Genomic DNA, 23,670 nt, shown 5'->3' with positions numbered 1-23,670 from the left:
GCTCGCGGGCGGCGGTACCGCGGGCCACGTCAACCCCATGCTCGCCACCGCCGCGGCGCTGGCCGAGGACGGCGCGAGCTGCGCGGCGCTCGGCACCGCCGACGGGCTGGAGTCCCGTCTCGTCCCCGCCGCCGGACTCGACCTCCACCCGGTCCCGCGCGTCCCGCTGCCCCGGCGACCCACGGCCGACCTCCTAAGGCTGCCGACGAACCTGCGCGCGGCCGTGCGCGCCGCCCGCGCCGCGATCGAGGCCACCTCGGCCGACGTCGTCGTCGGGTTCGGTGGCTACGTCGCGACGCCCGCCTACCTCGCCGCCCGCCGCGCCGGGATCCCGGTCGTCGTCCACGAGCAGAACGCGCGGCCGGGCCTGGCCAACAAGGTCGGCGCGCGCACCGCGGCCGCCGTCGCCCTCACCTTCGCCTCGACCCCGCTGGCCGCACGCCGCGGGCGCACCGAGGTCACCGGCCTCCCGCTGCGCCGCGCCGTCGCCGACCTCGTCGCCGCCCGGGCGGACGAGGCCGGACGCCTCGCTGCACGGGAGACCGGCGCCCGCGCACTCGGACTCGACCCCGACCGACCCGTCCTGCTCGTCACCGGCGGCTCGCTGGGCGCCCAGCGGATCAACGAGACCCTCGCGGCGAGCGCGGGAGACCTCGCCGACGCCCAGGTCCTCCACCTCACGGGACGCGACAAGGACGCCCCGGTCCGCGCGGCCGTCGAGGGCCACGACGACTACCACGTGCTCGACTACCTCGGCGAGATGGAGCACGCGCTCGCCTGCGCCGACCTCGTCGTCTGCCGCTCCGGCGCCGGGACCGTCGCCGAGCTCTCCGCCCTCGGCCTGCCCGCGATCTACGTCCCGCTGCCCCACGGCAACGGGGAGCAGCGTCTCAACGCCGCGGACGTCGTCGCCGCCGGCGGGGGGATCGTCGTCGAGGACGCCGACCTCTCGCCCGCAGCCGTGCGCGAGACCGTGACCCCGCTCCTGGCGGACCCGGACCGCCTGCGGGAGATGGGCGACGCCGCCGCGTCCGCCGGCCCCGGGGACGGCGCCGGGCCCCTGGCCGCGCTCGTCTCGGCGGTGGCACGTGGCTGAGACCCGCGCCTTCCACCTCGTCGGCATCGGTGGCGCGGGCATGTCCGTCGTCGCCCACCTGCTCCTCGCCCGCGGAGCCCGCGTGAGCGGCTCCGACGCCAAGGACTCCGCCGTGCTCGCCGCCCTCGCGGACGCGGGGGCGGACGTCCACGTCGGCCACGACGCCGCGCACGTGCCCGACGGCGCGACCGTCGTCGTCTCCACGGCCGTGCGCGAGACCAACCCCGAGCTCGCCCACGCGCGCGCGACCGGACTGCCGGTCCTCCACCGCAGCGAGGCGCTGCAGCTGGTCGCCGAGGATCTCGACCTCGTCGCCGTCGCCGGCGCGCACGGCAAGACGACGACCTCCGCGATGCTCGCGGTCGCCCTGCGCGGCGCCGGCCTCGACCCGTCCTACGCCATCGGCGGCTCGGTCGTCGGCGTCGGCCCCGGCGCGCACCTCGGTGGCGGCACCACGTTCGTGGCGGAGGCCGACGAGTCCGACGGCTCCTTCCTCAACTACGCCCCGCGGATCTCGGTGGTCACCAACATCGAGGTCGACCACATCGACCACTGGGGCAGCGCCGAGGCGTTCCACGCCGCCTTCGAGGAGTTCGCGGACCGGATCCGCCCCGGTGGGCTTCTCGTGGCCTGCGCCGACGACGACGGCGCCCGCCGCCTCGCCACCACCGCCGCGGCGCGCGGGGCCCGGGTGGTCACGTACGGCACGACGGGTGCGGTCGAGGGTGCCGAGGCCCACGTCGCGCTGAGGGTGGGGGAGCCGAGCGTCGACGGCGCCCGCGGCGGCGTGGAGGTGGCCGGTCGCTCGGCCGCCCTCGAGCTCGCCGTGGGCGGGGTGCACAACCTGCGCAACGCGGCCGCCTGCGTCGCCGTCGCGGTCGAGCTCGGGGTGGACCTGGCGGACGCCGCCGCGGCCCTGGGGGAGTTCCGCGGGACCGGCCGCCGGTTCGAGCCCCGCGGCGAGGCCGGGGGAGTGCGTGTGGTCGACGACTACGCGCACCACCCCACCGAGGTCGCCGCGACGCTCGCCGCCGCCCGGGTGGCCGCCGACGGCGGGCGGGTCCTCGTCCTCTTCCAGCCGCACCTGTTCTCCCGCACGCGCGCGTTCGCCGCCGAGTTCGCGGCCGCGCTGTCCGCCGCCGACCTCGCGGTCGTCACCGACGTGTTCGCCTCGCGGGAGGACCCCGAGCCCGGGGTCGACGGCTCGCTCGTCACCGCGCGGATGTCCGACGGTCGGTTCGTCGCCGACCGGCACGAGGCCGCCCGCGAGATCGCGGCCGCCGCACGCCCGGGGGACCTCGTGCTCACCATGGGGGCCGGTGACGTCACCGAGCTCGGCCCGGTCGTCCTCGACCACCTGGGCGCACGGACGTGAGGGCGCCCCGACCGCCGCGGCGGGGTGAGCCGACTCCGCCCCGGCGCACAGGGTCGCGCCCGCAGGCGGGCGACGACGGCGCTGCGACGTCCGGCGACGGTTCCGGGACGGCTGGGAAGGCCGGTGCGTCCGGGAAGGCCGGGAGGGCCGCGGCGTCCGGGAAGGCCGGACCGGCGTCGGCGTCCGGGACGACCGGGGAGCCTGGGACGAAGGGGGCGTCGGGGAAGAACGGGAAGGCCAGGGCGACGGGCTCGTCCGGCACGTCGGTGGCCCGGCGTGCCTCCGGGAGGTCGGGCGGTTCCTCCGCCACGGCGGCCGGCGGATCGGGGGGCGCGGCGTCGTCGTCGGGCGCGAGGGGGAAGTCCCGCGCCACTGCGACGACCACGAGCCCGAGCGGCTCCTCGGCGACCAGGACCTCGAGCGGCTCCTCGACGCCGGCCGCCCCGCCCGTCCATGCGCGCGGGGGCCGCCGCGGTCCCGCGCGACCCACCGCGTCGCTGACGGAGCGCCGCGCAGAGAAGGAGACCGCCGCGCGCCGGCTCACGCGCCGCCGGATCATCATCGGCGTGGTGGCGCTCGTCGTGCTGCTCGGCGCCGCCTGGGCCCTCCTGTTCTCCCCGCTCACCGCGCTCGAGGACGTCGAGGCGACGACGACGGCCGAGTCCCCGTACGTCGACCTCGCGGAGGTCTCCGCGGCCGCGGACCCGCAGGTCGGCACGCCGCTCGCGCGCGTCGACACCGAGGCCGTCGACGAGGCCGTGCGGGCGCTCCCGGGCGTGGCCGACGCCGAGGTCGTACGCGCCTGGCCGACCGGGCTCGAGATCGAGGTGACCCCGCGCGTGCCGGTCGCGGTCACGCAGGTCGACGGCGGGTGGGCGCTGCTCGACGACACGGGCACCGAGGTCGCCCAGGTCGACGAGCCCGACGGCACGCTGCCCCAGGTCGACGTCCCCGACGACCCCGAGGACGGCACGCGCGCGCTCACCTCCCTGCTCGAGGCGCTCGGCGAGATGCCGACCGAGCTGCGCTCCCAGGTGGCGTCGGCCGCGGTCTCCGCGCAGGGCGTCATCACGCTCACCCTCACCGACGGCGCCGAGGTGCTGTGGGGGAGCTCGGAGGAGTCGACCCTGAAGTCCGAGGTGCTCCTCGTGCTCATCGAGCAGTCGCCGTCCTCGCGCTACGACGTGTCGATCCCCACGCGCCCGACGACGGGCGGCTGAGCCGGCGCGAACCGGCCGGGGCCGACCGCGCCTCCCGGCGCGACGTCGTGCCGGGCGCGGTTCCGACCCCCACGCCCCGCGCACCGCACGTCGAACGACACCGTTGTCATTCTCGTGGCGCGTCGCTCCCCATGAACCCTCGCGTCGCGACTACCTTCCCTGCGCCAGACAAGGACAGAAGTCTCACCTTCAAGTCGAGGTTGAAGGTCAGGCACGGACGAGGGGAACAACGTGGCAGCACCGCAGAACTACCTGGCGGTCATCAAGGTCGTCGGCATCGGCGGCGGTGGCGTCAACGCCGTCAACCGCATGATCGACGCGGGCCTCAAGGGCGTCGAGTTCATCGCCATCAACACCGACGCGCAGGCCCTGCTCATGTCGGACGCGGACGTCAAGCTCGACGTCGGTCGCGACCTCACGCGCGGGCTCGGCGCCGGCGCCGACCCTGAGGTCGGCAAGAAGGCGGCCGAGGACCACGAGGAGGAGATCGAGGAGGTCCTGCGCGGGGCCGACATGGTCTTCGTCACCGCCGGCGAGGGCGGCGGCACCGGCACCGGCGGCGCGCCGGTCGTCGCGCGCATCGCCCGCTCGCTCGGCGCCCTGACCATCGGTGTCGTCACCCGCCCGTTCGGCTTCGAGGGCCGGCGCCGCGGGCTCCAGGCCGAGACCGGGATCGAGGCGCTGCGCGACGAGGTCGACACGCTCATCGTCATCCCGAACGACCGGCTGCTCTCGATCTCGGACAAGAACGTCTCGATCCTCGACGCGTTCAACGCGGCGGACGAGGTGCTGCTGTCCGGTGTCCAGGGCATCACGGACCTCATCACGACCCCGGGCCTCATCAACCTCGACTTCGCGGACGTCAAGTCCGTCATGCAGGGGGCGGGCTCGGCGCTCATGGGCATCGGCTCGGCCCGGGGCGACGACCGCGCGGTCGACGCCGCGGAGGGGGCGATCTCCTCGCCGCTGCTCGAGGCGTCCATCGACGGCGCGCACGGCGTGCTCTTCTCCATCCAGGGTGGCTCCGACCTCGGCCTGTTCGAGATCCACGAGGCCGCGCGCCTCGTCCAGGAGGCCGCGCACCCCGAGGCGAACGTCATCTTCGGAACGGTCATCGACGACGCCCTCGGCGACGAGGTGCGGGTCACGGTCATCGCCGCCGGCTTCGACGAGGGCGTGGGCCCCACGGGTGCCCAGTCCACCGTCAACCGCCGGCCGCTCGCCGCCGTGCGTCCCGCCGCCGACGCCGACGCGGGCGCCCAGCGTGGTCGCGAGAGCGCCCAGGCCGGGTCCCGCCCGGTCTTCGAGCAGCAGGCGCCGGCCGAGCAGCGTCCCGCACCGGTGCCCGCCCAGGCCGCCGGCCAGGCGCCCGACCAGCCGGTCGAGGCGCAGCGCGGCGACGCCCCGGCCCAGCAGGGCTACGGCGACCCCCGGTTCGCGGAGGCCCGCGGCGAGCAGCGGCAGGCCGAGGACGCCTACCAGGGCGGCCAGGGACAGCCGGGGCAGCAGGGCTACCAGGGCCGCCCGGCCCCGGCAGGTCCGCAGCGTCCCGCCCCGAACGGCAACCGGGTCCCGCGCGTGTTCCCGGACACCGACACCCGGGACGACGACCTCGACATCCCCGACTTCCTCAAGTAGACCGAGTCGCATGTCTGTCCCTGTCCGCGCCGCCGACCTCGGCCCGGCGGCGCACGGCGTGTTCACCACGGCCCACGGCGGCGTCTCGACGCCGCCGTGGGCCGCGGCCGCGTCCGGCGGCCTCAACCTCGGCCCGCACGTCGGGGACGACCCCGGTCACGTGCGGGCCAACCGCGAGCGCGTCACGGAGCTCGTCGGCGGGCCCGTCGCGTGGATGACCCAGGTGCACGGCACGGCCGTGCGGATCGTCGCCGGAGCGGGCGCCGGTGCCACGGCCGCCGGTGACACGCCCGCCCCCACCGCCGGTGAGGCGTTCGGCGAGACGGTCGGGGAGGCCGACGTGCTCGTCGCGCTCCCGCGCGCGGGCGAGACCGTGTCGGTCGGCGTCATGGTCGCCGACTGCGTCCCGCTGCTGCTCGCCGACGGTGCCGGCCGCGCCGCCGCCGCGGTCCACGTGGGCCGCGCGGGCCTCGTCGCCGGGGCCGTCCCGGCCGCCCTCGAGGCGCTCGCCGACGCCGGCGTCGCACCCTCGGACCTGTCCGCCCACCTCGGTCCCTCGATCTGCGGGCGCTGCTACGAGGTGCCCGCGCCGCTGCGCGACGAGGTCGCGGCCGTCCACCCCGCGGCCGGGTCGACCACCCGCGACGGGACGCCGGGGCTCGACGTCGCCGCCGCGGTGCACGCCCAGCTCGACGCCCTCGGTGTCACGCGCGTGACCCGCGAGCACGCCTGCACCTATGAGGACGAGGCGCTGTACTCCTACCGCCGCGCGACCCACGCGGGGGAGCGGCGCACGGGGCGGTTCGCGGGGATCGTCACGGTCGGAGCGGGACTCGCCCGGCGCGTCGAACCTGCCACGCCGACCTCCAGCAGTTAGCGTCTGTGACGTGGCGGGAGCGACCTCTCCGCCGGCCGTCTCGATCGAGGAGTAGTCCCCATGCCCGGCACCATGCGCAAGTTCATGGAGTACCTCTCCTTCGCCGAGCCGCAGGACGACCTGTACGAGGGCGAGGGCGGCTACGACGAGCCGGCCGACCGCCGTCGTGAGGACCGTCGCCCCGCCGAGGAGCGCCGCTCCGACGACTACCGCCGCGAGGCCGACGAGACCCGCGAGCATCCGGCCGAGCCGTACGAGCGGCACGCCGAGGTCACCCACATCACCCGCCTCGCACCCGCCCGCCAGGAGGCCCCCGTGGACGTCGAGCTCTCCCGCATCGTCACCATGCGTCCCACGAGCTACAACGACGCGCCGGCGGTCGGTGACGCCTACCGTTCCGGCACCCCCGTGATCCTCAACATGGAGGGCATCTCGGAGGCCGACGCGCGCCGGCTCATCGACTTCTCCGCCGGCCTCGCCATGGCTCTCGGCGGCGTGCTCGAGAAGGTCTCGCCCGGCGCGTTCATCCTCGCGCCCCGCAGCGTGGCCGTGACGCACGCCGAGGAGGAGTCGCCCCGCTCGGGGTTCGACTTCGCCCGCGCCTGACGACGTGCGGATCGTCCTCGACGCGCTGAGCCTCGTCCTCTTCCTCTATCTGCTGGTCCTGCTCGCCCGGGTCGTCCTCGACCTCGTGCAGATCTTCTCGCGGACGTGGCGGCCGACGGGGTTCGTGCTCGTCGTCGCCAACCTGGTCTACGGGCTGACCGACCCGCCGCTGCGGTTCATCCGGCGGTTCATCCCGCCGTTGCGCATCGGCCAGGTCTCCCTCGACCTCGGCTTCATCATCCTGTTCCTCGGCGTCCAGCTGCTCCGAGGCTTCGTGCTGCCGCTGCTCGCCGTCGCCCTGCTCTGAGGGCAGGTCGACCCGGAGGGCAGGTCGACCACGCCGGCGCCGGTGGAGCGGCCCGAGAGTGGGAGGCGAACGGACCGCGACCGGCCCCGAGCCGGTCCGCGACCGGCGCAACGACCACGCCGATCCGGCGCGCCCGCACGGGCTGCTCCGGCCCGGCGTCCGATGCTTCCGCCGACCTCTGAGTAATCTGGGGCGCGGACGCGCGTGGCGTCCAGCCACGACCGACCAAGATCGAGGTGAGACGAGATGGCACTGCTCAGCGCCGACGACGTCCTCAACAAGAAGTTTGAGGCGACCAAGTTCCGCGAGGGATACAACCAGGACGAGGTTGACGACTTCCTCGACGAGGTGGTGGACACCCTCCGCTCCGTCTACGCGGAGAACGAGGAGCTCAAGGCGCGCCTGGAGGCCTCCGAGGCTCGCGTCGCGGAGCTCTCGTCCGGGGCTCCGGCCGACACGTCGGCCGCGGACCAGGCAGACGCCGAGGAGCAGCCCGCCACCCACGACACCGCGGAGACGCCGGTCGTCGCCGCGGCGCCCACCCGCCGTTCCGTGCACGACACCCCGCCGGCCACGCCGCAGCCCTACGCCGCGGCCGCCACCGCCGAGCCGCAGGCGCCCGCCGAGCAGCCCGAGGCCACGGACACCGCCGCCCCGGCCGCAGCCGCTGCCGCGCCGGCCACCGCCTCGACCACGCCCGACTCGGCCGCCGGGATGCTCGCCATGGCCCAGCGGGTGCACGACGAGTACGTCGCCGACGGCCAGGCCGAGTCCGCGCGGCTCGTCTCCGAGGCCCAGGCGGAGTCCGAGCGGATCGTCAGCGAGGCCGAGGCCCACTCGAACCGCACGCTGTCCCAGCTCGAGCAGGAGCGCTCGCTCCTCGAGCGGAAGATCGACGAGCTGCGCACGTTCGAGCGCGACTACCGCACGCGTCTGAAGAGCTACCTCAACCAGCTCCTCAGCACCGTCGAGGGTGGCACCGGCAGCCGCGAGAGCGGAATCTGACCGCCCCATGAGCACCGCCGCACCCGGCGCGTCACGGCGGCTGCTGTCCCTCCTTCTGGGGCTGGCGGCCGCCGTCGCCGTCATCGACCAGGTGACGAAGGCCATCGCGCTCGACCAACTCGCCGACGGACGCCGCATCGAGCTCCTCGGCGAATACTTCGGCCTGCGCCTCGTCTTCAACCCCGGTGCGGCCTTCGGGCTGGGCAGCGGTACGACCTGGCTGTTCACACTCATCATCGCCGTGGTGGTCGTGGTCATCCTCTTCTACGCGCGGCGGCTCCGTTCGATGCCGTGGGCGATCGCGCTGGGGCTCCTGCTCGGCGGCGCGGTCGGCAACTTCATCGACCGTCTCTTCCGCGACCCGGGGCCGTTCGAGGGCCACGTCATCGACTTCCTCGCCTACTACGACTGGTTCGTCGGCAACGTCGCGGACATCGGGATCGTCGTGGCGGCGCTGATGATCTGCGTGCTCGCCCTCACGGGCCGGGAGATCGACGGGACGCGACTGTCGGACGCGAAGGAGGGGGAGACCTCCGACGCCGACTCGGGCGACGGCCACGACGACGACACCGCGACCGTGGCCGCCGGTGCAGCCGGGGGCTCGCGCGCGGCCCGAGGCTCGGGGACCGGGACGAGCGCCGGTACCGGCGCGGGCGCCGCGGGGTCGGCAGGGGCGGGCTCCACCGACTCCTCGGCCGACGGCGACTCCGACCCCGACTGGCTGGTCGCCGCGACGGCGGGACAGACCGCCCAGGCCTCCGACGACGAGGATCCCGAGGCCTGGTGGGAGCGCCGCCTCGGGGCCGGAACCACCGGCAGCGCGGGGAGCAGCTCCGGCAGTACCGGGAGCAACGCCGGCAGCACAGGAGCCGGAGCCAGCGCGGCGAGCGCGACCGGATCGGGCACGAACGGTTCGGGCGCGACCGACGTGGGCGCGGCCACCTCGGGCACGACGGCGACCAGCACGACGACGACCAGCACGACGACGAACGACGCGGCGGCGACCGGCGCCCCGGCGTCCGACCGAGCGGCTGCGACGGCGGCACGGTCGTCGGGCCCTGCCGGTGCCACGTCGTCGTCGGGCTCGACACCCGGCGCGACGACCCCGGCCGCCGCCGCGACGGCGCCCACCCCCACGCCCACGGCCCCGCCGACGGTGACCGCCGCCCCGGGCGAGCGGATCACGCGACGGGAGCTGCGTCGTCGTCGGGAGGCGGCGGAGGCCGCCCAGCGGGCCGAGGGCGCGCCGGACGCTCAGGTCGATGACGCCAGTGCCGCGGACGGCACGGAGCGCCCCGGTGCCTGAGGTCAGGTCGCTGCCGGTGCCCGACGGGCTCGCCGGCGAACGGGTCGACGCCGCCATCGCGCGCCTGCTCGGCCTCTCCCGCACGCGCGCAGCCGAGCTCGCGGCAGGCGGCGACGTGCTCCTCGACGGCGCCCCCGTCGGCAAGTCCGACCGGCTCACCGCGGGGGCGTGGCTCGAGGTCACGCTGCCCGAGCCCGAGCGACCGCCCGGTCCGCCGACGCCCACCGCCGTCGAGGGCATGGCGATCGCGCTGGAGGACGACGACATCGTCGTCGTCGACAAGCCCGTGGGCGTCGCCGCCCACCCCTCACCGGGCTGGGACGGACCCACGGTCGTCGGCGCCCTGGCGGCCTCCGGCCGGCGCGTGTCCACCTCGGGAGCGCCGGAACGGCAGGGGGTCGTCCACCGGCTGGACGTCGGCACGTCCGGCCTCATGGTCGTCGCGAAGTCGGAGCGCGCGTACACGGTGCTCAAGCGGGCGTTCAAGGAGCGCACCGTCGACAAGACGTACCACGCCCTCGTCCAGGGCCAGATGGACCCGAGCGCGGGAACCGTCGACGCGCCCGTCGGCCGGGACCCGCGGCACAGCTACAAGATGGCCGTCGTCACGGGCGGCAAGGACGCGATCACGCACTACGAGACGCTCGAGTCGATGCCCGGCGCGTCCCTGCTCGAGATCCGGCTCGAGACCGGCCGCACGCATCAGATCCGCGTCCACACCTCCGCGGTGGGGCACCCGTGCGTGGGCGACACGACCTACGGCGCCGACCCCACGCTCGGCGCCCGGGTCGGGCTGACGAGGCAGTGGCTGCACGCCGTCGGGCTGGCGTTCGCGCACCCGGTGACCGACGCGCGCGTCGAGGTCGCCTCGCCCTACCCGGACGACCTCGCGGCCGCCCTGGAGGTCCTCCGCGAGGCGGGACGGTGAGCGGAGCGGCGGCAAGCGAGCAGGCCGGGAGCGAGCCGGCCGCGACCGGACCGGCGGCGCACGAGCCGGCCGGCCACGCGCCCACCACCGTCCGACGCGTGACCGACCGCGCCGACCTCGAGGCCTGCTGGCGGGTGCGGTGGGAGGTCTTCGTCGAGGAGCAGAAGGTCCCCGGCGAGGAGGAGATCGACGACCTCGACACCGACCCGGGCACGGTCCACGTCCTCGGCGTGACGACCGGCGCGGACGGCGTGGAGCTCCCTGTCGCGACCGCCCGGCTCCTGCCCGAGGGCCCGGGCGTGGTGCGGATCGGCCGGGTCGCCGTGCTCCGCGCGGCGCGGGGGACGGGCGCGGGCCGCGCCGTCATGCAGGCGCTCCACGCGGTCGCCGAGGCGGAGCACCTGGGGCCCGACGGCAGCGTCCGCGTCGACATCGAGGCCCAGGAGCACGCGATCGGCTTCTACTCCGGCCTCGGGTACGCGCTGGTGTCCGAGCGCCGCTACCTCGACGCCGGCATCTGGCACAAGGACATGGCGCTCACGCTCGGCGGCTGAGCGGCATCCCGGCGACGGAGCGGCTGAGCGGCATCCCGGCGACGGAGCGGCTGAGCGGCTGAGCGGCATCCCGGCGACGGAGCCGGTCATGCGGCGGCTGACCGGAAGTAACCAGCGGCGGCAGCGAACGACACGCCGGGACACGCCGGGACACGCCGCGGACCTCGCGGGGGCGGCGGACCGGTGCCCTCGTCGTCGGAGGTCGAACCTACGATCGTGGGTATGCCCTCGACCCCCGCGCAGCAGGACTTCGCCCACCTCCACGTCCACACCGACTACTCGATGCTCGACGGCGCGGCGAAGATCTCGGCCCTCGTCGACGAGGTCGAGCGGCAGGGGCAGAAGGCCGTCGCGATCACCGACCACGGCTACGTGTTCGGCGCGTTCGAGCTCTACCGGGCGGCGACGGCGAAGGGCATCAAGCCGATCATCGGCGTCGAGGCCTACGTGACCCCCGGGACCTCCCGGTTCGACAAGAAGACGCGCGTGCGCTGGGGCGAGGACTGGCAGAAGGGTGACGACGTGTCGGCGTCGGGCGCGTACACGCACCTGACGATGCTCGCGCGCACGACCGAGGGCATGCACAACCTCTTCCGGATGGCCTCGCACGCCTCCCTCGACGGCCAGATGGGCAAGTGGCCGCGCATGGACCGCGACCTGCTCCAGCAGTACGCCAACGGGATGATCGCGTCGACCGGCTGCCCCTCGGGCGAGGTCCAGACCCGGCTGCGGCTTGGCCAGACCGAGGAGGCCGTCCGCGCCGCCGGAGAGCTCCAGGAGATCTTCGGCCGCGAGAACTTCTACGTCGAGATCATGGACCACGGCAACGACTTCGAGAAGAGGACGATGCCGCAGCTGTTCGAGCTCGCCAAGCGGATCGACGCGCCGCTGCTCGCGACCAACGACTCGCACTACGTCACCGCCGAGCAGAAGTCCGTGCAGGACGCGATGCTCTGCCTCAACTCCGGCTCGACGCTCGACGACCCCAACCGCTTCAAGTTCGACGGCACCGGCTACCACCTGCGCTCGAGCAAGGACATGTGGAACCTGTTCGCCGACCACCCGGACGCCGTGCGGAACACCCTGCTCGTCGCCGAGCAGTGCGACGTCTCCTTCACGACCGCCGCCGACGGCGCGAACTTCATGCCGCGGTTCGACGTCCCGGCGGGCGAGGACGAGCACTCGTGGTTCGTCAAGGAGGTCGAGCGCGGGCTGCGCTACCGCTACCCGGACGGCATCCCGGACCACGTGCGCAAGCAGGCGGAGTACGAGGTCGGCGTCATCACCCAGATGGGTTTCCCGGGGTACTTCCTCGTCGTCGCCGACTTCATCAACTGGGCCAAGGAGAACGGCATCCGCGTGGGGCCGGGGCGTGGCTCCGGCGCCGGCTCGATGGTCGCCTACGCCATGCGGATCACCGATCTCGACCCGCTCGTCCACGGCCTCATCTTCGAGCGTTTCCTCAACCCGGACCGCGTCTCGATGCCGGACTTCGACGTCGACTTCGACGAGCGCCGGCGCGGCGAGGTCATCGACTACGTCGTCGAGAAGTACGGCGACGACCGGGTCGCCCAGGTCGTCACCTACGGCGTCATCAAGTCCAAGCAGGCCCTCAAGGACTCCGCCCGGGTGCTCGGCTACCCGTTCGCCATGGGGGAGAAGCTGACCAAGGCGATGCCGCCGGCGATCATGGCCAAGGACATCCCGCTCAAGGACATCGAGGACCCGAGCTCGAAGCGGTACGCCGAGGCCGGCGAGTTCCGGAACGTGCTGAGCGCGGACCCCGAGTCCAAGCGGGTCTACGACATGGCGACCGGCCTCGAGGGCATGACCCGGCAGTGGGGCGTCCACGCCTGCGCCGTCATCATGTCGAGCCACACGCTCACCGACGTCATCCCGGTCATGCGCCACCCGCGCGACGGCTTCATCCTCACGCAGTTCGACTACCCCACGTGCGAGGGGCTCGGACTGCTGAAGATGGACTTCCTCGGCCTGCGCAACCTCACGGTGCTCGACGACGCGATGACGAACATCGGGCGCAACGGCAAGGAGCCGGTCGACCTCGAGCACCTCGGGCTCGACGACGAAGGCACGTACCAGCTGCTCGCGCGCGGCGACAGCCTCGGCGTCTTCCAGCTCGACGGCGGCGGCATGCGCACCCTGCTCCGCCAGATGAAGCCGGACAACTTCGAGGACATCTCCGCCGTCGGCGCCCTGTACCGGCCGGGCCCGATGGGCGCGAACTCGCACACGAACTACGCGCTGCGCAAGAACGGCCAGCAGCCGATCACGCCGATCCACCCCGAGCTCGAGGAGCCGCTCGCCGAGATCCTCGGCACCACGTACGGCCTCATCGTCTACCAGGAGCAGGTGATGGCGATCGCGCAGAAGGTCGCCGGGTACAGCCTCGGACAGGCGGACCTCCTGCGCCGCGCGATGGGCAAGAAGAAGAAGGCCGAGCTGGACAAGCAGTTCGTCACCTTCGAGGCGGGCATGCTCGAGCGCGGCTTCTCGGCGGCGGCCGTCAAGGCCCTGTGGGACGTGCTCCTGCCGTTCTCGGACTACGCGTTCAACAAGGCGCACTCCGCGGCGTACGGGCTCGTGTCGTACTGGACCGCCTACCTCAAGGCGCACTACCCGGTCGAGTACATGGCCGCGCTGCTGACGAACTCGCAGGAGAACAAGGACCGCCTCGGTCTCTACCTGTCCGAGTGCCGGCACATGAACATCACCGTCCAGGCGCCCGACGTCAACTCCTCCGCCGCCGACTTCACGCCGGTCGGCGACGAGATCAAGGTCGGGCTCGGGGCGATCCGCAACGTCGGCGCGAACGTCGTCAAGGGGATCATCGAGGCGCGCGAGGAGAAGGGCGCGTTCACGAGCTTCCAGGACTTCCTCGACAAGGTGCCCGCCGTGGTGTGCAACAAGCGGACCATCGAGTCGCTCATCAAGGCCGGCGCCTTCGACACCCTCGGGAACACGCGGCGCGCGCTGGTGGCGCGGCACGAGGAGGCGGTCGACGCGGTCGTCGACGTCAAGCGGAACGAGGCCGTGGGCCAGTTCGACCTGTTCGCGGCCGTCGAGGGGGCCGAGGTCGGCTTCGACATCGAGATCCCCGACCTGCCCGAGTGGGACAAGCGGGAGAAGCTCGCGTTCGAGCGGCACATGCTCGGCATGTACGTCTCCGACCACCCGCTCGCCGGTCTCGAGGGGTCGCTCGGTCAGCACGCCGACACCGACGTCTCGGACCTCGTGAGCGCGTCGGAGGACAACCCGGTGGACGGGAGGCGCGTGACGATCGCCGGGCTGGTGACGAGCGTCCAGCGCAAGCTGACCAAGCAGGGCAACCCGTGGGCGATCGCCACGCTCGAGGATCTCTCGGGCGAGATCGACGTCATGTTCTTCCCGCAGTCCTACATCGGCGTCTCACACGCGCTGTCGGAGGACACGATCGTCTCGATCAAGGGGCGCGCCTCGGTGCGCGATGAGAACGTCCAGGTCGTCGCCGACTCGATGACTATCCCCACCCTGCAGGACGGGACCGGGCCGCTGACGATCTACCTGCCGGAGCACCGCGTCCACGGGGCGATGATCGACCGGCTCGGACGGGTGCTCGGCGAGCACCCGGGGTCCACCGAGGTCCGGGTCGTGGTCGAGGGGGCCGCCGTGCACACCGTGCTGTCGCTGTCCGACCGCTTCCGGGTCTCCTCCTCGCCCGCGCTGTACGGCGACCTCAAGGCCCTGCTCGGGCCGGGCTGCCTGGGAAGCGTGGCGGCGCAGTGAGCGCGGCGACGAGCGGGGCGGCCGATGGGTCGACCGGCGGGGACATGGGCGGCGCGCTGGGCGGGGCGGCGAGTGAGCCGCTCGGCGGGCTGGACCTGCGCGAGCTCGGGACGCTGCGCCGGGAGGGCGGGGGTGCTGGTGGCGTCGACGGAGCCGAAGGCGCCGACTCCCGGATCGTTCTCACCCAGCGACGCGAGTGGTCGGTCGACCCGGTCACCCTGTGGGCCGCGCTCACCGATCCGCGCTACACGGCCACGTGGCTCGGCGAGCTCGACGGCCCGCTGAGCGAGCCCGGCACCGTGCGCGTCGACCACGGCAGGGGCGACCCGTCCGAGGTGACGGTCGTGGCGGTCGAGCCCGGCCGGTCGTGCGACCTCGAGTGGCGCGCGGCGGGCGAGGGACCGGCGGAGATCCGCCTCGAGATCACGGAGGTCGAGCGGGCTGCTTCCGTGGACCCGGCGATCACCTCCGACGACGAGACGGACGTCTCCGACGACAGCTCGCACCCCTCCGACGACGGGTCCACCCCGTCCGACGACGAGCCCACCCCCTCCGACGACGAACCCCGCGTCGCGCTCACCCTCACCTATGCGGCCGCCGACGAGGACCAGGTGCGCTCGGCCCTCGGCGGTTGGTTCGGGTTCCTCGACCAGCTCGCGGAGATGTTCGACGAGCTGCCGGCCTCCGAGGTGCGCTCTCCCGCGCTGCGGGCGATCCAGCGCCTCGCGGCGGCGGTCGAGCTCGGGCGGATGCTGCCGGTGGCCTGAGGGGAGGGCGATCAGTCCTCCGCCACGACACGGACCGCCTCGACGCCTCTGGACCGGCGCACCTCGACGACCTCACCGCCGGTCAGCTGCCGGCCGCGACGCATCTCGGCGGTGCCGTCGACGAGGACGTCGCCGTCGGCCACGAGGGTGCGGGCGTCGGAGCCCGTGTCGGCGATGCCGGAGAGCTGGAGGAGCTGGCCGAGACGGACGGGCACGCGGACCACGACGTCGATGGGTACGGGCGACATGCCGGACATTGTCGCAGGACGGGTGGGGGCGGCACCGTCCCGCATCCGCATCCGCATCCGCATCCGCATCCGCATCCGCATCCGCATCCGCCCCCGAGGCCGGCCCACACTCACGATGGCCCGCGACCACGACGGTCCGCCTCCCGATCGCCCCGGCCCCCGCGCTGCCCGCGGATCTACAGTGACGCCATGTTGCGTCGAATCGACCTCAGGGGCCGCACCCTCTCGCGCGCCGAGCTGGCGGACACGCTGCCGCGCGCCGCGCTCGACGTCGAGGCCGCGGCCGCCGCCGTCGCCCCCGTGCTCGACGACGTGCGCGCCCGTGGCGCCGCCGCCGTGCGGGACGCCGCCGAACGGTTCGACGGCGTTCGCCCCGAGCACCTGCGTGTCCCCGCCGAGGCACTGACCGACGCGCTCGACGCCCTCGACCCCGCGGTCCGCACCGCTCTGTCCCGCGCGGCCGAGCACCTGCGCGCGGGTCACGCCGCGCAGGTCCCGCCCGACGTCACCACCGAGATCACCCCCGGCGGCCTCGTCCACCAGCGGTGGCTGCCGGTGCGCCGCGTCGGCCTCTACGTGCCGGGCGGGCTCGCGGTCTACCCGTCGAGCGTCGTCATGAACGTCGTCGCCGCGCAGGCCGCGGGCGTCGAGGAGCTCGTCGTCGCCTCCCCGCCGCAGGCCGACCGCGGCGGGCTCCCGCACCCGACGATCCTCGCCGCGTGCGCCCTCCTCGGCGTCACCGAGGTGTACGCGGCCGGCGGCGCCCAGGCGATCGCTCTGCTCGCCCACGGCGCGGCAGGGGAGGACGGGACTCCTGATGCGGACGTGCTCGCCGAGCCCGTCGACGTCGTCACCGGCCCCGGGAACGTCTACGTCGCCGCTGCGAAGCGCCTCGTCCGCGGGCTCGTCGGCATCGACGCCGAGGCCGGGACCACGGAGATCGCCGTCGTGGCCGACTCGAGCGCCGACCCCCTGCACGTCGCCGCCGACCTGCTGAGCCAGGCCGAGCACGACCCGGCCGCCGCGAGCGTCCTCATCACCGACGACGAGGCCCTGGCCGACGCCGTCGACGAGCACCTGACGCAGCTGGCGGCCGGCACGAGGCACGCCGAGCGGGTGGCCACGGCGCTGGGCGGGCCGCAGTCGGCGACCGTCGTCGTCGAGGATCTCGACCGGGCGATCGAGGTGGCGGACGCCTACGCGGCCGAGCACCTCGAGATCCAGACGACGGACGCCCCGGCCGTCGCCGCGCGCATCCGCAACGCGGGCGCGATCTTCGTCGGCGGCTACTCGCCGGTCCCGCTGGGGGACTACCTCGCGGGCTCGAACCACGTCCTGCCCACCGGCGGGACCGCGCGGTTCACGTCCGGCCTGTCCGTCATGGCCTACCTCCGGCCGGTCCAGCTCATCGAGTACACGAAGGACGCGCTCGCGGCCGAGGCGCCGCACCTGCGCGCGCTCGCCGAGGCGGAGGACCTGCCCGCGCACGCGGACGCCGTCAACGTGCGGCGCTTCTCCTCACGGCCGGCGGGGGAGTAGCACGGAGCAGGGGAGGTGCGGCCCGGCCTACGCCCGTCGGGCTCACCCGGTCACGACGCTTGCTGGTCTGCCCCGCGCGGCCGGCGGGGGAGTAGGGGAGGCGCGCCCCGCGGCTATGCCTCCCTTTTGCCCGCAGCCCGCTCGCGGTACGTGTCGAGCACGTCGGTGAACCGCCCGGACCACACGATCTCGACGTCGCCGCTGCCGAGCCCCACCCGGGCGTAGCGGTCCTGGTCGCCGTGCTGGACGAGGACGATCCGCCAGTCGTCGGTGCCGGCCACCGAGATGCCGTCGAGGTCGTCGATGCTCGCGTAGCCGGAGTCCGAGAGCACGCCGTCCGCGTCGTTGACGGGGAACTGCAGGAGCGGGGCGCCGTCGGCCGCGAGGAGGTCGCCGTTGTAGCCGCCGAGCGTGGTGATGAGCGCGACGTAGTCGGCGGGCAGGGCGCGGCCGTACTCACGGGCCACCCGGTCGAGGTCCGCCTCGCTCGCCCCCGTGACCTCGGCGTCGGGCTCGACGTAGCTCGTCAATGGGGAGGGGGCCATGCCGGCCAGGTTAACGGTCCGGGCGGGCTGTGCCGGCCCGGGACCGTGGCGCGCTAGACGACCCCGAGCACGAACGGGACCACCGCGTCCGCCCCCGCGAGCCGCAGCATCCGGGCGGCCACGGTCAGCGTCCAGCCGGAGTCCGTCGAGTCGTCCACGAGCAGGACCCGGCGGCCGGGCAGCCCGGCGAGCGCGGCCTCGGACAGCCCCATCCGCAGCCGTCGTGAGACGGAGGCGAGGCGGCTGGCGGAGTTGACGTCGTGCCGGCCCGGTTCGCTGCCGGGCTCCGGGACGAGCGCGCCGACCACCGGGACGCCGAGGACCTGGGAGACGTGCACGGCGAGGTCGCGGACGAGCTGGGGCCTGGTCGTCGAGTCGACCGCGACGATCCCGGCGACCGGCTCGGCCCCCGCCGCCCACGCGGTGAGGGTCTGCCGCAGCGGCCCGACGAGCTCGGGCGGGACCGGGCCGTCCGCCGCCCCCGTCCCGAGCGTGCCGCGCAGCGCCCCCGCGAGGCCGACGCCGTCGAGCCGGCCCACGGCGAGCCCGGTCTCGGCCCGCTCGGCCGGCGGGATCTTGCCGGACAGGTCGATGCCGAGGCGGTCCATGCCCGAGGGCCACTGCCGGCGCGCCTCGATCTCGAGGCCGGGGCGGTCGAGACCGGAGCGGGCCTGCTGCGCCGCCTCGGCGTCCACGGTCGCGGCGAGCTCCATGCCGCCGCACAGGTCGCAGCGCCCGCACCGCCACCCCTGCTCGAGGTCGGGGTCGTCGAGGTGGGTGCGCAGGACCGCCATCCGGCACTCGGGCGGCTCGAGCCGGGCATAGGCGAGCATCGCGTCGGCCTCGCGGCGGCGGGCGTCCTCGACCCGCTCGTAGCGCGCGGCGTCGTAGGTCCACGGCTGCCCCGTGCTCTCCCAACCGCCGCGCACGCGCCGGACCGCCCCGTCGACGTCGAGAACCTTGAGCATCGTCTCCAGGCGGGTCCGGCGCAGGTCGACGGCCGTCTCGAGGACCGGGGTCGACCGGACCTGGCCGTCGCCGAGGACGTCGAGCACCGTGCGGACGGACTCCTCGGGCGGGAACGCGAGGGAGGCGAAGTACTGCCAGATCGCCCGGTCCTCGCGACCCGGCAGCAGGACGACGTCGGCCCGGTCGACCCCGCGGCCCGCGCGCCCGACCTGCTGGTAGTACGCCACCGGCGAGGACGGGGAGCCGAGGTGGACGACGAACGCGAGGTCCGGCTTGTCGAACCCCATGCCGAGCGCGGACGTCGCGACGAGGGCCTTGACCCGGTTGGCCTTGAGGTCGGCCTCGAGCTCCTCCCGCTCGGCGGGCTCGGTCCGGCCGGTGTAGGCGCGGACCTCGAGCCCGGCGGCGCGCAGCTGCTCGGCCACGGTGTGCGCGGCGGACACGGTGAGTGCGTAGATGATGCCCGAGCCGTCCCAGCGAGGGAGTTGGCCGGCGAGCCACGCGATCCGCGCCGCGTCGTCCGCCAGCTCGACGACGCCCAGGTGCAGCGCCGGCCGGTCGAGGCTGCCCCGGAGCACGAGCACCTCGCCGGCGCCGCCGAGCTGCTCGGCGACGTCGCGGGTCACGCGCTCGTTCGCCGTCGCGGTCGTGGCGAGGACGGGCACCCCGCCCGGGAGGTCGGCGAGGAGGGTGCGGATGCGCCGGTAGTCGGGCCGGAAGTCGTGGCCCCAGTCGGAGATGCAGTGGGCCTCGTCGACCACCACGAGGCCCGCGTCGGCGGCGAGCCGGGGGAGGACCTGGTCGCGGAACGCCGGGTTGTTGAGCCGCTCGGGACTGACGAGCAGGACGTCGACGGCGCCGCGCGCGATGTCGGCGTGGACCTCGTCCCACTCCTGGACGTTGGTGGAGTTGAGGGTGACGGCCGTGATGCCGGCGCGGGAGGCCGCGGCGATCTGGTCGCGCATGAGGGCCAGCAGCGGGGAGACGATGACCGTGGGCCCGGCGCCGGAGCGGCGGCGCAGCGCGGTCGCCACGAAGTAGACCGCCGACTTGCCCCATCCGGTGCGCTGGACGACGAGCACCCGACGCGACCCCCCGACGAGCGCCTCGATCGCCCGCCACTGGTCGTCACGTAGGCGTGCGTCCTCGCGCCCGACGAGCGCGCGGAGGACACCTTCCGCCTGGTCGCGGAGCTCGGGATTCTCAGGTGCGTCCGGGGGACCGGGGTGGTCGAGAGGGCCGGGATGCTCGAGCTGGCTCGCGGATCCGGCCGGGTCGATCGAGGTCATGCGGCCACGCTACGTGCGCGGTGGGACACGGGCGCGCGTCGCTCGGGAGGGCTGTGGACGACGGTGCGCCGGGATGCAGGCCGGGCGCGGGCGAGGTGGGTCCGCGGCTGCGCACCGGGCGCCGGACCGATGGCCGGACGGGGGCGCGGCGGGATGTCCGACGTCGGACGCGTGGCTCGAGCGGATTCTCCGGAAGGGACCCGCGTCAGGCGGGCGCGCCGACGACGAGCTGGCCGGCGTCGAGGCTCGCGGGCCGCACGGCGACGACCGCGTCCATCGGGATCGGACCGTAGATGTGCGGGTAGACGGGGCCGGTGGGATCGGCGGGGTCCGGCTCGTCGCGGACGTCCAGGCCGCACGAGCGCAGCACGTGGGGGTCGAGCACGAGCACGACGAGCGGCTCGGGGTCGTCGGCGTACACCGATGCCGCCACGCCGGGGAGCTGCTCGGGGTAGGACCCGTGGATGAATCCGACCGACTCCAGCGTCGCGCCGCGCGTAGAGATCCGATACATCCCTGTCTCACGCGCGTCAGCGAGGTCCGCCGCGTACGCCAGGTGCCAGATGTGCTCCACGAGTGCCAGGCTAGCCGCGGGACGAGCGCCTTTTGAGGGGTCACGGCGGCTCTGATTCGTGAGACCGGACACCGCTAGCGGGCAAAGGATGTGCCACGTCTCGATCCGAGCGTGGTCGGCGCCACCCCATGTGGTCGGGGCCACCTCGCCAGGGCCGCCCGCCGCTGAGACCGCGTGCCACCGGGGCCCCGGAGTTCCTACCATCGGGTGGTGAGAACGAACCAGAGCACGACCTCCGGCGACGACGGGCAGCCGACCGCGGAGCCGACCCCCGAGCCAGCCGCGGAGCCGACCACGCCCGCCGCCCGGCTCCCGCTGCGCCCCGACCTCGCGGGCCTGAGCCCGTACGGCGCCCCCCGGATCGACGTGCCGGTGATCCTCAACGTCAACGAGAACCCGTTCGCGCCTGCCCCCGAGGTCGCCGAGGACATCGCCCGCGCCGTCCAGGCCGCCGCGACCGGCCTCAACCGCTACCCGGACCGCGACTTCCCCGAGCTGCGCGAGCAGCTGGCGGCCTATCTCGCCGTCGAGTCCGGCGTCGAGCTCGGTCCGGAGCAGATCTGGGCGGGCAACGGGTCGAACGAGGTCCTCCTCCACGTGCTCCAGGCCTACGGCGGCGCCGGCCGCACCATGCTGACGGCCACGCCGAGTTACTCGATGTACCCCGAGTACGCGCGCGACACCCAGACGGCCTTCGTCACCGTCGACCGCGCGGACGACTTCACGGTCGACCTCGACGCCACCCGCGCCGCGATGACCGAGCACCGCCCGGCGGTCCTCGTCCTCGCCAGCCCCAACAACCCCACCGGGACGGCGCTCGCCACCGAGGACCTCCTCGCGCTCCTCGAGCACGCGCGGACCACGGGCCCCGCGGACACGCCCACGGGCCCCGACGACGCCGACACCCCCACCGCGACCGTCGTCGTCATCGACGAGGCCTACGGCGAGTTCCGCCGCGAGGGCACGCCGTCGGCGCTCGAGCTGCTCGCGGACCACCCGCACCTCGCCGTCGCGCGCACGATGTCGAAGGCCTTCGGCATGGCGGGCCTGCGCCTGGGCTACCTCGCGGCGGCGCGCGAGCTCGTCGACCACCTGCGCGTCGTGCGCCTGCCGTACCACCTGTCCGCGATCACGCAGGCCGCGGCGCTCGCGGCCCTGTCCCACCGCGACTCCCTCATGGGCCAGGTGAAGCTGCTGCGCGACGAGCGCGACGCCCTCGTCGACCACCTGCGCGGCCGCGGGCTCGAGGTCGCCGACTCGGACGCGAACTTCGTCATGTTCGGCCGCTTCGAGGACCGGCACGCGGTGTGGGACTCTCTGGTGTCGAGGGGCGTCCTCATCCGCGAGGTCGGCCCGCAGGGGATGCTGCGCGTGTCGGTCGGCACGCCCGAGGAGAACGACCGCTTCCGGGCGGCGTTGGAAGAGGTGCTGTCATGAGCAGGACGGGACGCGTCGAGCGCACGACGTCCGAGTCGCAGGTGCTCGTCGAGCTCGATCTCGACGGCGAGGGGCGGACCGAGATCTCCACCTCGGTGCCGTTCTACGACCACATGCTCACCGCCCTGGGCAAGCACTCGGGCATGAACCTCACGGTGCGCGCCACGGGCGACATCGAGATCGACGTCCACCACACCGTCGAGGATGTGGCGATCAGCCTCGGCCAGGCGCTGCGCCAGGCCCTCGGCGACAAGGTGGGTCTCACGCGGTTCGCCGACGCCACCGTCCCGCTCGACGAGGCGCTCGCCCACGTCGTCGTCGACGTCTCGGGCCGGCCCTACTGCGTGCACACCGGTGAGTCCGAGGCGCAGGCCCTCCACCTCATCGGCGGCCACTTCACCGGTTCTCTCACGCGGCACGTGTTCGAGTCGATCGCCCACCACGCGGCGATCTGCCTGCACGTGCGCGTCCTCGCCGGCCGCGACCCGCACCACGTCGTGGAGGCCCAGTTCAAGGCCTTCGCCCGGGCGCTCCGCGAGGCGGTGACGATCGACCCGCGCGTCACGGGCGTCCCGTCGACCAAGGGCGCGCTGTGAGCGTGCCCGCCACGCCCGACCGGCTCGCGATCGTGCTCACGCCGTTCGCGCGCCCCGACGTCGTCGCCGCCGCCTGCAAGCAGCTCGGCATGACGGACGCCGTGGCCGTGCCCTCGCGCTCCGGGGTCGTCGTCACGCGCCCGCTGCCGGCCAAGGCCGAGCACACGGACTGGGACATCGCCGAGCTGTTCGGCGAGGCCCCCTCCGCTCCCGCCGGGCCGGGAACGTCCATGCCCGACGACGACGCCGCCGCGCCCGGTGCGGACCCGCTCGGCGGCGCGGACGCTCGTCGTGACGCTCCCGCCGGGCGGAACCCGCTGGCCGGAACGGCGCGCGACGCGAGGAGTGCGGGCGGCGCCGCGGACGTCAGCGCCGCGGACGCCGGCGCCGCGGACGCCGGCGCTGCGGACCCGAGCAACGACACGGGCGCCGACCGGGGAAGTGTCGACCCGGGCGACGACCAGAGCGGTGGCACCGCCGAGCTCACCGCCGCCGACGCCGCCGAGGTCGCGCTCCCCGAGCCGAGCGAGAACGCCGGCGAGGAGCTCGCGACGGCGATGTCGACGATCACGCGCCGCGGCGTCGTCCTCGTCCTGGCCGACCTCGGCGTCGACACCGGACTCGAGAGCGGTCTCGCCGGGCACCTCGTCGCGCGCGAGTGGACCGCCGGCGAGCCGGGCAAGGAGGTCCCGCCGGGCCTGCTGCTCGCCAACGCCGACGACGTGGTCGAGGACATCGTGCTCGGCCGCCGCGCGCCCGACGAGATCAAGGGTGCGGTCCGCGCGATCGACGTCACCGGCCGCGGCCCCAAGCGCCGCCTGTTCGGACGGGGCGACTGAGTGGGGACCACCGGCAACCCGACGCCCGGCGACAGGACGGGTAGCGACGAGTTGCGCACCGACCCTGCGAGCACGGACGGGGCGAGGACAGACTCGGCGCGCACCGACGAGGCGGGCACCGACTCGGCGCGCACGGACGCGCCGCACACCGACGTGCCGCGCACCGACCCTG

Annotated in this window: 22 protein-coding genes; 17 read left to right on the top strand and 5 right to left on the bottom strand. The window is 74.4% G+C overall.

From position 1 onward, the window contains the following. Positions 1-37: 37 nt before the first annotated feature. Together AC24FB_RS02015 and murC are read left to right on the top strand one after the other, a co-directional pair. Positions 38-1,096: a UDP-N-acetylglucosamine--N-acetylmuramyl-(pentapeptide) pyrophosphoryl-undecaprenol N-acetylglucosamine transferase gene (locus AC24FB_RS02015; protein ID WP_463654098.1), complete on the top strand. Its 1,059-nt coding sequence runs from the start codon at positions 38-40 to the stop codon at positions 1,094-1,096. Next, complete coding sequence (gene murC, locus AC24FB_RS02010; RefSeq protein WP_425713050.1) at positions 1,089-2,471, top strand: UDP-N-acetylmuramate--L-alanine ligase; 1,383 nt, start codon at positions 1,089-1,091, stop codon at positions 2,469-2,471. The genes AC24FB_RS02015 and murC overlap by 8 nt, the downstream gene beginning before the upstream one ends. Here murC and AC24FB_RS02005 read toward each other — a convergent pair. Continuing rightward, a complete protein-coding gene (locus AC24FB_RS02005; protein ID WP_425713051.1) occupies positions 2,422-3,015 on the bottom strand; it encodes a hypothetical protein in 594 nt (197 codons plus the stop codon). The genes murC and AC24FB_RS02005 overlap by 50 nt on opposite strands. Before the next feature lie 22 nt (positions 3,016-3,037). On the opposite strand from AC24FB_RS02005, the gene AC24FB_RS02000 reads away from it, so the two are divergent. The 11 genes from AC24FB_RS02000 (at position 3,038) to AC24FB_RS01950 (ending at position 15,462) form a co-directional block, all read left to right on the top strand. Next, a complete protein-coding gene (locus AC24FB_RS02000; RefSeq protein ID WP_425713052.1) occupies positions 3,038-3,691 on the top strand; it encodes a cell division protein FtsQ/DivIB in 654 nt (217 codons plus the stop codon). 231 nt (positions 3,692-3,922) lie between these two features. Then, the gene (gene ftsZ / locus AC24FB_RS01995; RefSeq protein ID WP_425713053.1) at positions 3,923-5,329 is read left to right on the top strand and encodes a cell division protein FtsZ; all 1,407 of its coding nucleotides are present in this window, start codon (positions 3,923-3,925) and stop codon (positions 5,327-5,329) included. Between the two features lie 10 nt (positions 5,330-5,339). Further along, positions 5,340-6,206 (top strand): purine nucleoside phosphorylase YfiH/LACC1 family protein, encoded by an 867-nt coding sequence (locus tag AC24FB_RS01990; protein WP_425713054.1) that lies wholly within the window; start codon positions 5,340-5,342, stop codon positions 6,204-6,206. 60 nt (positions 6,207-6,266) lie between these two features. Next, entirely contained in the window at positions 6,267-6,812 is a 546-nt protein-coding gene (locus tag AC24FB_RS01985) for a cell division protein SepF (RefSeq protein ID WP_425713055.1), read from the top strand. Positions 6,813-6,816: 4 nt separating this feature from the next. Continuing rightward, the gene (locus AC24FB_RS01980) at positions 6,817-7,119 is read left to right on the top strand and encodes a YggT family protein (RefSeq protein WP_425713056.1); all 303 of its coding nucleotides are present in this window, start codon (positions 6,817-6,819) and stop codon (positions 7,117-7,119) included. Positions 7,120-7,365: 246 nt separating this feature from the next. Then, positions 7,366-8,124 carry a DivIVA domain-containing protein gene (locus tag AC24FB_RS01975; RefSeq protein WP_425713057.1) on the top strand — a complete coding sequence of 253 codons (759 nt, stop codon included), beginning with the start codon at positions 7,366-7,368 and terminating at the stop codon, positions 8,122-8,124. A gap of 7 nt (positions 8,125-8,131) precedes the next feature. Beyond that, positions 8,132-9,430, top strand: a complete 1,299-nt coding sequence (gene lspA / locus AC24FB_RS01970; RefSeq protein WP_425713058.1) for a signal peptidase II — start codon at positions 8,132-8,134, stop codon at positions 9,428-9,430. Beyond that, positions 9,423-10,358, top strand: a complete 936-nt coding sequence (locus tag AC24FB_RS01965; protein ID WP_425713059.1) for an RluA family pseudouridine synthase — start codon at positions 9,423-9,425, stop codon at positions 10,356-10,358. Before lspA ends, AC24FB_RS01965 begins: the two co-directional genes overlap by 8 nt. 98 nt (positions 10,359-10,456) lie before the next feature. Next, complete coding sequence (locus AC24FB_RS01960; protein WP_425713060.1) at positions 10,457-10,912, top strand: GNAT family N-acetyltransferase; 456 nt, start codon at positions 10,457-10,459, stop codon at positions 10,910-10,912. A 222-nt stretch (positions 10,913-11,134) separates the two neighbouring features. Beyond that, positions 11,135-14,695, top strand: coding sequence for a DNA polymerase III subunit alpha (gene dnaE, locus AC24FB_RS01955; protein ID WP_425713061.1), 3,561 nt, complete (start codon positions 11,135-11,137; stop codon positions 14,693-14,695). Beyond that, on the top strand, positions 14,692-15,462 hold the full coding sequence (locus AC24FB_RS01950; RefSeq protein ID WP_425713062.1) for an SRPBCC family protein: 771 nt from the start codon (positions 14,692-14,694) through the stop codon (positions 15,460-15,462). The genes dnaE and AC24FB_RS01950 overlap by 4 nt, the downstream gene beginning before the upstream one ends. A gap of 11 nt (positions 15,463-15,473) precedes the next feature. On the opposite strand, the gene AC24FB_RS01945 is transcribed toward AC24FB_RS01950, so the two are convergent. Continuing rightward, a complete protein-coding gene (locus tag AC24FB_RS01945) occupies positions 15,474-15,710 on the bottom strand; it encodes an RNA-binding S4 domain-containing protein (RefSeq protein ID WP_425713063.1) in 237 nt (78 codons plus the stop codon). A gap of 189 nt (positions 15,711-15,899) precedes the next feature. Between AC24FB_RS01945 and hisD the strand changes: the two genes are divergently transcribed. Continuing rightward, on the top strand, positions 15,900-17,249 hold the full coding sequence (hisD, locus tag AC24FB_RS01940; protein WP_425713064.1) for a histidinol dehydrogenase: 1,350 nt from the start codon (positions 15,900-15,902) through the stop codon (positions 17,247-17,249). 113 nt (positions 17,250-17,362) lie between these two features. Here the strand turns inward: hisD and AC24FB_RS01935 are convergent, their stop codons facing one another. The 3 genes from AC24FB_RS01935 to AC24FB_RS01925 form a co-directional block, all read right to left on the bottom strand. After that, positions 17,363-17,794, bottom strand: coding sequence for an SMI1/KNR4 family protein (locus AC24FB_RS01935; RefSeq protein ID WP_425713065.1), 432 nt, complete (start codon positions 17,792-17,794; stop codon positions 17,363-17,365). 53 nt (positions 17,795-17,847) lie between these two features. Then, positions 17,848-20,052 (bottom strand): RecQ family ATP-dependent DNA helicase, encoded by a 2,205-nt coding sequence (locus AC24FB_RS01930; protein ID WP_425713066.1) that lies wholly within the window; start codon positions 20,050-20,052, stop codon positions 17,848-17,850. A 205-nt stretch (positions 20,053-20,257) separates the two neighbouring features. Beyond that, the gene (locus tag AC24FB_RS01925; RefSeq protein ID WP_425713067.1) at positions 20,258-20,626 is read right to left on the bottom strand and encodes a DUF952 domain-containing protein; all 369 of its coding nucleotides are present in this window, start codon (positions 20,624-20,626) and stop codon (positions 20,258-20,260) included. Between the two features lie 315 nt (positions 20,627-20,941). Here AC24FB_RS01925 and AC24FB_RS01920 point away from each other — a divergent pair, with 315 nt between their 5' ends. The 3 genes from AC24FB_RS01920 to AC24FB_RS01910 are packed head-to-tail and all read left to right on the top strand — an operon-like array spanning position 20,942 to position 23,498. Further along, positions 20,942-22,063: a histidinol-phosphate transaminase gene (locus AC24FB_RS01920; RefSeq protein ID WP_425713191.1), complete on the top strand. Its 1,122-nt coding sequence runs from the start codon at positions 20,942-20,944 to the stop codon at positions 22,061-22,063. Then, entirely contained in the window at positions 22,060-22,659 is a 600-nt protein-coding gene (hisB, locus tag AC24FB_RS01915) for an imidazoleglycerol-phosphate dehydratase HisB (RefSeq protein WP_425713068.1), read from the top strand. Before AC24FB_RS01920 ends, hisB begins: the two co-directional genes overlap by 4 nt. After that, positions 22,656-23,498, top strand: coding sequence for a hypothetical protein (locus tag AC24FB_RS01910; RefSeq protein WP_425713069.1), 843 nt, complete (start codon positions 22,656-22,658; stop codon positions 23,496-23,498). The genes hisB and AC24FB_RS01910 overlap by 4 nt, the downstream gene beginning before the upstream one ends. Positions 23,499-23,670 lie beyond the last annotated feature (172 nt).

Source organism: Georgenia sp. Z1344, assembly GCF_057652375.1.
The sequence above is the reverse complement of the archived record's forward strand: the minus strand, read 5'-3'. Positions and strand labels throughout refer to the sequence as shown.

Coding starts and splice junctions, on each gene's coding strand:
- AC24FB_RS01930 (WP_425713066.1), bottom strand. CDS start 20,052: ATGACCTCGATCGACCCGGCCGGATCCGCGAGCCAGCTCGAGCATCCC.
- AC24FB_RS02015 (WP_463654098.1), top strand. CDS start 38: ATGCTCGCCACCGCCGCGGCGCTGGCCGAGGACGGCGCGAGCTGCGCG.
- AC24FB_RS01990 (WP_425713054.1), top strand. CDS start 5,340: ATGTCTGTCCCTGTCCGCGCCGCCGACCTCGGCCCGGCGGCGCACGGC.
- hisD (WP_425713064.1), top strand. CDS start 15,900: ATGTTGCGTCGAATCGACCTCAGGGGCCGCACCCTCTCGCGCGCCGAG.
- AC24FB_RS01945 (WP_425713063.1), bottom strand. CDS start 15,710: ATGTCGCCCGTACCCATCGACGTCGTGGTCCGCGTGCCCGTCCGTCTC.
- AC24FB_RS01985 (WP_425713055.1), top strand. CDS start 6,267: ATGCCCGGCACCATGCGCAAGTTCATGGAGTACCTCTCCTTCGCCGAG.
- AC24FB_RS01975 (WP_425713057.1), top strand. CDS start 7,366: ATGGCACTGCTCAGCGCCGACGACGTCCTCAACAAGAAGTTTGAGGCG.
- dnaE (WP_425713061.1), top strand. CDS start 11,135: ATGCCCTCGACCCCCGCGCAGCAGGACTTCGCCCACCTCCACGTCCAC.
- hisB (WP_425713068.1), top strand. CDS start 22,060: ATGAGCAGGACGGGACGCGTCGAGCGCACGACGTCCGAGTCGCAGGTG.
- lspA (WP_425713058.1), top strand. CDS start 8,132: ATGAGCACCGCCGCACCCGGCGCGTCACGGCGGCTGCTGTCCCTCCTT.
- AC24FB_RS01935 (WP_425713065.1), bottom strand. CDS start 17,794: ATGGCCCCCTCCCCATTGACGAGCTACGTCGAGCCCGACGCCGAGGTC.